Here is a 6,683-nt window from a genome sequence, read left to right on the forward strand (position 1 = left end):
CGGCGGCCGGCGCCGGCACGAACAGCCCACCGGCCTGTACGGCCATGTCGGCGAGCGGCGAACCGCCGGCGCCGACGCACAGCAGCCGGCATCCGCGCCGCGCGGCGTCGGCCACCAGGCTCAGGGTCTCCTCGGTCGAGCCGGAGCGCGAAACGGCGATGACGAGGTCGGCGACGCCGACCCAGCCGGGCAGCCGATGGCCGCGCACGGTCGTCACCGGAACCGGGCAACCCAGGCCGCAGACGGTGCCGAGCAGGTCGCCGACGATGCCGGAGGCGCCCATACCGACGATCACGACGGCACGCGGCCGCCCGCCCGCGGTGACGCGGTCGATCCCGGCCTCGGTGGCGAGCAGACGGGCCTCACGGACCTGTGCGGCCGCCGAGGCGACATGACGCAGCATCTCGCCCGGGTCCGCCTCGGCCAGTGCCTCCGGATCGTCGAGGCGGCCGTAGTCGGGCTCGGGAGGACTCATCGTCGCGCCGGCCCTCCGGCGCCCAGGGAGTCGCGTGGTGTCGCCCCCCGGGCGGATACGGCCTGCGTCATGCAGGCGTCCTGGCCTCGTCCACCAGGAGGACCGGAATGTCGTCGCGGACCGGGTAGGCGTACTTGCACGTGCCGGTGCAGACGAGCTCCTCCGCCGCGTCGTCGGTCCTCAGCTCTCCCCGGCAGTTGGGGCAGGCGAGGATCTCCAGCAGCCAGGAGTCGATGTTCATTCGTTTCCCTTTCGCACGATCTCGAGGACCTCGTCGCGTACGGCGGCCATCGTCTCTTCGTCGACGGCCTCGGCGTTGAGCCGCAGCAGGGGCTCGGTGTTGGACGGGCGCAGGTTGAACCACCAGTCGTCGTGGCCCACCGTGAGCCCGTCGAGCTCGTCGACGGTCACGCCCGGCCGGCCCTCGAACGCGGCGCGGACCTGCGCGGCCGTCGCCGCCTGGTCGTCCACCTTGCTGTTGATCTCGCCGGAGGCGGAGTAGCGGGTGAACTCGCGCAGCAGCTCCGACAGCGGCCGGTCCTGCCCGCCGAGCGCGGCCAGGACGTGCATCGCCGCGAGCATGCCGGAGTCGGCGAACCAGAAGTCGCGGAAGTAGTAGTGGCCCGAGTGCTCGCCGCCGAACATGGCGTCGGTCTCGGCCATCGTCTGCTTGATGAAGGAGTGACCGACGCGCGTGCGCACCGGCTCGCCGCCGTGCTCGCGGACGATCTCGGGGACCACCCGCGAGGTGATCAGGTTGTGCACGATCCGGCCCGGACCGTGCTTCCCGAGCTCGCGCACGGCGACCAGGGCGGCGACGGCCGAGGGCGTCACCGGCTCGCCGCGCTCGTCGACCACGAAGCAGCGGTCGGCGTCGCCGTCGAAGGCCAGCCCGACGTCGGCGCCGTGCTCACGCACCGCCGCCCGCAGGTCACGGATGTTCTCCGGCTCGATCGGGTTGGCCTCGTGGTTGGGGAAGGTGCCGTCGAGCTCGAAGTAGAGCGGCACCAGGTCGATCGGCAGGCCCTCGAAGACGGCCGGCACGGTGTGGCCGCCCATACCGTTGCCCGCGTCGACGACGACCTTGAGCCGCCGGATGCCGGACAGGTCCACCAGGGTCTTCACGTGCTCGGCGTAGCCGGACAGCAGGTCCCGCCGCGAGATCGCGCCGGTCGGGCCGTCGTGGGCGGGCACGCCGGCGTCGATCAGCTCGCGGATCTCGGTCAGGCCCGTGTCGCGGCCGACCGGCTTGGCGCCCGTGCGGCACAGCTTGATGCCGTTGTAGCGCGCGGGGTTGTGGCTCGCGGTGAACATCGCACCGGGGATGTCCAGGCTTCCGCTCGCGTAGTAGAGCATGTCGGTGGAGCCCAGCCCGGCCTCGATCACGTCGGCGCCCTGGGACGTGGCGCCCCGGGCGAAGGCGGCGGACAGGGGCCCGGACGAGGCGCGCATGTCGCGAGCGGTCACGATCGCCGTGGCACCCGTCACGCGTACGAACGCGGCGCCGACGGCCTCCGCGATCTCCTCGTTCAGCTCGTCCGGGACGACGCCCCGGATGTCGTACGCCTTGAAGATCTTGGTGAGGTCACTCACTCCTGGCCCCTTGCCCTCTTGCCGGGTTCGCGTACGGAGAGCCTACCGGGGACGGGAGTCAGGGTTTGCGGGGCGTGTCGGACCGCAGCACGCGGAGGTGGCCGCGCCGGCCGACCTCGGTGCCCTGGCCGACGGGCTCCTCGCGGGGCGCGGCGGGCTTGGCGGCCTCACGCACGGCGTTGGCGAGCGCCTCGAGGTCGTCACTGCTGGGCTCGGACTCTTCGGCGGGCAGGCGGACCAGCTCCCAGCCGACGGGGGCGGTGAGGCGCTCGGCGTGCTCGGCGCACAGGTCGTAACAGTGGGGCTCGACGTACGCTGCCAGCGGGCCCAGAACAGCGGTCGAGTCGGCGTAGACGTACGTGAGCGTGTAGACAGCAGACTGCTTGCACGCGGTGCGGGAGCAGATGCGGACGGGGCTCACGACGGGAACGTATCCCCTCCCCCCATACCCGCGCCACTATCCTGCCTTCGTGTCGCCGTATTTCAGGCGGGCACCCGCATAACGGATCTTTATCGCCGCCGGTCACAGGACGAGCGGACCGAACGCCGGGCGACCGGCACACCGCGCGAACCTCCTTCTCGCCGACCGGTCCGCCGATGAAACGGCGCACCCCTTCTCCTCGCGCGACGGGGCGCCGTAGGGCGGCCGGGGCGGACTATGCTCGAGATGTGCGATCACGCGTGACAGGAGGCTCCGGCACGCGCCGTCGTGACCGTCGCGGCCGTGGCATGCGCGGGCCACTCGCCCCGGCGGAGGTGCCCATCTCACGCACGCGCGCCGAGCGGTTCGACGAGCTCGTACGCGACGAGGCGCACCGGCTCGAACAGCGATGGAGCCGGCAGCTCGCCGGTGTGGAGTTCGCGGTCGAGGAAGTGCCGTCGGTCGATCCGCGCTCCCTCGACGCCGACACGGTCCCGCTGAGCCGCCTGATCCCGGCGGCGGACGGCCGGCCGCCGCGGATCGTGGTCTACCGCCGCCCGGTCGAGGCCCGGGGCGGCGACGACGAACGCGACCGCGCCCGCCTGGTGCGCGACGTGGTGGTCGAGGAGGTCGCCGACCTGCTGGGCCTGTCCCCGGAGTCCATCGACCCGACGTACGACTCCCCCGACGACTAGACACCGCCCTCGGGCTCGTCCCGGGCGTCCAGGACGCCGCTGAGGAGATCGCCGAGCCGGTCCAGCTCGCCCGGTGCGAGCGGGGCGAAGGAGCCGGTGACGACCTTCTCGTGGATCTCCATACCCGCCTGAAGCAGCTCCTTCCCGCGTTCGGTCAGGCGGTGCCGTACGGCCCGGCCCGGGCCGGGGACGCGTTCGATGAGGCCGCGATCGGCCATGCGGGTGGCGAGCGAGCCGAACGACTGGTCGGTCTGGAAGGTCAGCAGCGCGAGGTCGTGGAGTGACGCCTCGGGGTGACGGTCGAGGTGGCGCAGGGTGTCCCACTGCACCAGGGAGATGCCGAGAGGGGCCAGAGCCGCCGTCAGCTCCCGGTGGTGCCGGTGCTGCAGCCGCTTGACGAGCAGAGCCACTTCCTGCGCGGTACGGGTCATACGCAGGAAGCTTACTCAAGGCTCCTTATCTAAGGTTGCTTACCTAAGCTTACTTATATAAGGTTCCCGGTACAGCGACCGCGAAGGAGCGACATGATCACCGCCACCTACGACCTCACCGCCGACGGCGTCGGCCCCGTACGGCTCACCGCGACCGAGCGTGGTCAGGGCCGCCCGTACCTGCTGCTGCACGGCGGCGCCGGCCCCGCCTCGGTCGCCGGGTTCGCCGACCTGCTCGCCGGCGACCGGCCCGCCCGGGTCATCACCCCGGTCCATCCCGGGTTCGAGGGCACCCCCCGGCCCGAGACGCTGACGAGCGCGGGCGGGCTCGCCGCCGTCTACGTCGCGTTCCTGGAGATGCTCGGCCTGACCGACGTGGTCGTCATCGGCAACTCCCTCGGCGGCTGGATCGCCGCCGAGATGGCGCTGCTGGACTCCGCCCGCATCGGCGCGGTCGTCATCGTCGACGGCGTCGGCATCGACGTGCCCGGCCATCCCGTCGTCGACTTCTTCTCACTCGACCTGGACGACGTCGCCCGGCTCAGCTACCACGACCCGGCGTCCTTCCGCATCGACCCGGCGGCCATGACCCCGGCACAGCGCGAGACCATGGCCGGCAACCGGGCCGCGCTCGCCGTGTACGGCGGGTCGATGGTCGACCCGACCCTGCGCGAGCGCCTCTCCGGCGTCACCGCGCCCACTCTGGTCCTGTGGGGCGAGGCCGACCGGATCGCCGACCCCGACTACGGCCGTGCGTACGCCGCGGCGATCCCCGGCGCGCGGTTCCGGCTGCTCACCGGCACCGGGCACGTCCCGCAGATCGAGACCCCGCGGCTGCTGCTGGCCGCGATACGGGAGTTCACCGCCGCCGAGGTCGCCATCGTCGGCCCGGACGAGGGCGAGGCGACGCTCGCCGGGCCGATTCGCATGCGGATCCTGGAGGACGGGAGCACGACCGGACACCGGCTGGGCCTGGGCGAGATCACCATCGCGCCGCACACCGAGGGACCTCCGCAGCACCGGCACGCCCGGCACGACGAGGGTTTCTACGTGGTGGCGGGCACCGTCCGCTTCACCGTCGGCCGGGAGAGCCACGACGCGGGCCCGCGCACGCTCGTGATGGTGCCGCCCGGCGCGCCGCACACCTTCGCCAACCCGGGCGACGAACCGGCCGTCGTGTTGAACACCTTCACGCCCGACCTGTACGTCCAGTACTTCCGCGACCTGCGCGCGATGGTCGCCGCGGGCCGCCCCATGACGGAAGACGCGGTGACGGAGGTGATGGGCCGCTACGCCACCGAGCCCGCCACATCCGCCTTGTAGGCGCTTTGTAGCGACGATCCACAGACTGATCCGCACGATCCACCGCCCGGCCCCGTGCCGCGTGCGGGGATCGCGAACCTCCCCGCCACAGGAAGGATCAGCATGAGGATCACGAACGTACGGGTGACGAAGGCCTGCCTGGTCACGACGACGCTCGCCGCCGCGCTCGGTGCCACCGTGGCCATGTCGGCACCGGCGTCCGCCGCCGCCCCCACGGCGTCCACGGCCGTCCAGACCGCGCCCCTGAGCCAGAGCGCGGCGGCGAAGAGAACCGCCGCCCAGGCGATCCAGTGGTACTCCAGCCGCAAGGGCAGCACCGCGTACGAGGGCTACTGCGAGAAGGCGGCACGGCTCGCCTGGGCCCGCACCACCCACCACCCGACGGCCATCGACCACTGGCGGTCCTCCGACGGCGCCCGGCACACGACGGGCACTCCCCCGAAGGGCGCCTTCGTCTTCTGGAACATCAGCTCGGCCGGTCACGTCGGCATCGCCGACGGCAAGGGCGGCTTCTGGGCCACCAGCGTCAAGGGCAGGATCGGCCACGCGTCGAGCGTCCACTACTACGGCCACTACCTGGGCTGGAAGCCCGGCAACGCCAACTGAGAGACCTGCGTCGCCCCGGCGGACCGGCCGCCGGGGCGACCCCGGCTCAGCGTGCGGAAGGGCCGAGGCGGGCCAGATGCTCGCGCGCCGCCGTCTCCTGTACGCCATCGCCCAGGTCGTGCCACATTCCGGCGGCCTCACGCAGATACATCCCCGCGGTCGTCCCATCGCCCTCGGCCATGCGAACCTCACCGAGCAACAGCAGCGCGGCGGCGTGGCCCCGGCGGTTACCGGACCGGCGAAAGCTCTCGAGCGCCCGGTCCAGCGTCGCGTCGGCGGCCGAGGTGTCGGCGCCGAGGTGGCACCGCGCGAGGTCGAGCAGCGCGTACGCGGCGCACCGGTCGTCTCCCAGTTGTTCGAAGACCGCCAGCGCCTCCTCCAACCGGGCCCGCGCGCCGGGGGCGTCGCCGCGTCGCAGGTACAGCTCGGCGACCTGGCTCAGCACGCGCGCCTCACGGTGGGGATCGCCCGACTCCCGCGCTCGCGCCAGGGCGGTCGCGAGCCACTCGCCCGCCTCGTCCAGCCGGTCCTGCGCGATGAGGATGGCCGCGATGGAGCCGCGGATCTGCGCCTCGATGTGGCGGTCCTCGCCGGTCGCCAGGACCGGGAGGGCGCCGCGGTAGCGGGCCAGCGCCTGGTCGGCGCGGCCGAGGATCCGGTGCAGGGTGGCTAGGCCGACGTCGGCGAGCGCCTCACCCCTGGCGTCGTCCAGCGCGCGGCACAGCGTGCGGGAGCGTCCGATGGCGGCGAGCGCCTCGTCGTACTCGTCCTGGTAGACGTACACCTGCCCGAGCGTCCGCAGCAGGACCGCCTCGCCGCGGCGGTCCCCGCCGGCGCGTACCGCGCACAGCGCGTGCTCGTGGGCGGCCCGCCAGTCCTCGTACAGGCTGCGCTGGTCGAAGTAGGGCACCATCGCGATGGCGAGCTCCCACGCGTGCGCTGCGCGGCCGTACTCCGCGGCGATCGCCACGGCGTCCAGCAGCCCGCGCCGTTCGGTGTCGAACCAGGCCATCGGGTCGGCCGTCATCCGCTCGGCCACGGCCGGGTCGACGGGCCGGCGAGGCGCGTCGCCGGACAACGGCGTCAGCAGGCTCGCCGGCAGCCGCGCCGCCGCCTTCTCCGCCAGAGCGAGCCAGGTG

At 72.8% G+C, this 6,683-nt stretch carries 8 protein-coding genes and 1 pseudogene; 3 read left to right on the plus strand and 6 right to left on the minus strand.

Annotated elements, in window-relative coordinates; translation table 11 throughout:
- From ACFFNX_RS37745 to ACFFNX_RS37760, 4 genes and pseudogenes are all read right to left on the minus strand, one after another.
- Positions 1-475, minus strand: a pseudogene (locus tag ACFFNX_RS37745) (mannose-6-phosphate isomerase); the annotation flags it as partial.
- Positions 476-542: 67 nt separating this feature from the next.
- Positions 543-716, minus strand: coding sequence for a Trm112 family protein (locus tag ACFFNX_RS37750; RefSeq protein ID WP_378210869.1), 174 nt, complete (start codon positions 714-716; stop codon positions 543-545).
- Positions 713-2,068, minus strand: a complete 1,356-nt coding sequence (locus tag ACFFNX_RS37755; protein WP_378210870.1) for a phosphomannomutase/phosphoglucomutase — start codon at positions 2,066-2,068, stop codon at positions 713-715. Before ACFFNX_RS37755 ends, ACFFNX_RS37750 begins: the two co-directional genes overlap by 4 nt.
- Positions 2,069-2,126: 58 nt before the next feature.
- A complete protein-coding gene (locus ACFFNX_RS37760) occupies positions 2,127-2,489 on the minus strand; it encodes a DUF3499 domain-containing protein (RefSeq protein WP_329251485.1) in 363 nt (120 codons plus the stop codon).
- A gap of 308 nt (positions 2,490-2,797) precedes the next feature.
- Here ACFFNX_RS37760 and ACFFNX_RS37765 point away from each other — a divergent pair, with 308 nt between their 5' ends.
- Complete coding sequence (locus ACFFNX_RS37765) at positions 2,798-3,184, plus strand: metallopeptidase family protein (protein WP_378210871.1); 387 nt, start codon at positions 2,798-2,800, stop codon at positions 3,182-3,184.
- Here ACFFNX_RS37765 and ACFFNX_RS37770 read toward each other — a convergent pair.
- Positions 3,181-3,615 (minus strand): MarR family winged helix-turn-helix transcriptional regulator, encoded by a 435-nt coding sequence (locus ACFFNX_RS37770; protein WP_378210872.1) that lies wholly within the window; start codon positions 3,613-3,615, stop codon positions 3,181-3,183. The two genes, ACFFNX_RS37765 and ACFFNX_RS37770, sit on opposite strands and share 4 nt — an antisense overlap.
- Before the next feature lie 93 nt (positions 3,616-3,708).
- Between ACFFNX_RS37770 and ACFFNX_RS37775 the strand changes: the two genes are divergently transcribed.
- Positions 3,709-4,938, plus strand: a complete 1,230-nt coding sequence (locus ACFFNX_RS37775; protein WP_378210873.1) for an alpha/beta fold hydrolase — start codon at positions 3,709-3,711, stop codon at positions 4,936-4,938.
- A gap of 102 nt (positions 4,939-5,040) precedes the next feature.
- Positions 5,041-5,544 (plus strand): CHAP domain-containing protein, encoded by a 504-nt coding sequence (locus tag ACFFNX_RS37780; protein ID WP_378210874.1) that lies wholly within the window; start codon positions 5,041-5,043, stop codon positions 5,542-5,544.
- 46 nt (positions 5,545-5,590) lie between these two features.
- On the opposite strand, the gene ACFFNX_RS37785 is transcribed toward ACFFNX_RS37780, so the two are convergent.
- A partial coding sequence (locus ACFFNX_RS37785; protein ID WP_378210875.1) for a tetratricopeptide repeat protein occupies positions 5,591-6,683 on the minus strand: 1,093 nt, incomplete at its 5' end.

Origin of the sequence: Actinoallomurus acaciae, assembly GCF_042429965.1 — a bacterium.
Taxonomy (GTDB): Bacteria; Actinomycetota; Actinomycetes; order Streptosporangiales; family Streptosporangiaceae; genus Actinoallomurus; species Actinoallomurus acaciae.

Bases quoted from the DNA above. Each gene is read 5' to 3' on its own strand.
- ACFFNX_RS37750 (WP_378210869.1), bottom strand. From the start codon at position 716: ATGAACATCGACTCCTGGCTGCTGGAGATCCTCGCCTGCCCCAACTGC.
- ACFFNX_RS37765 (WP_378210871.1), top strand. From the start codon at position 2,798: ATGCGCGGGCCACTCGCCCCGGCGGAGGTGCCCATCTCACGCACGCGC.
- ACFFNX_RS37775 (WP_378210873.1), top strand. From the start codon at position 3,709: ATGATCACCGCCACCTACGACCTCACCGCCGACGGCGTCGGCCCCGTA.
- ACFFNX_RS37780 (WP_378210874.1), top strand. From the start codon at position 5,041: ATGAGGATCACGAACGTACGGGTGACGAAGGCCTGCCTGGTCACGACG.
- ACFFNX_RS37770 (WP_378210872.1), bottom strand. From the start codon at position 3,615: ATGACCCGTACCGCGCAGGAAGTGGCTCTGCTCGTCAAGCGGCTGCAG.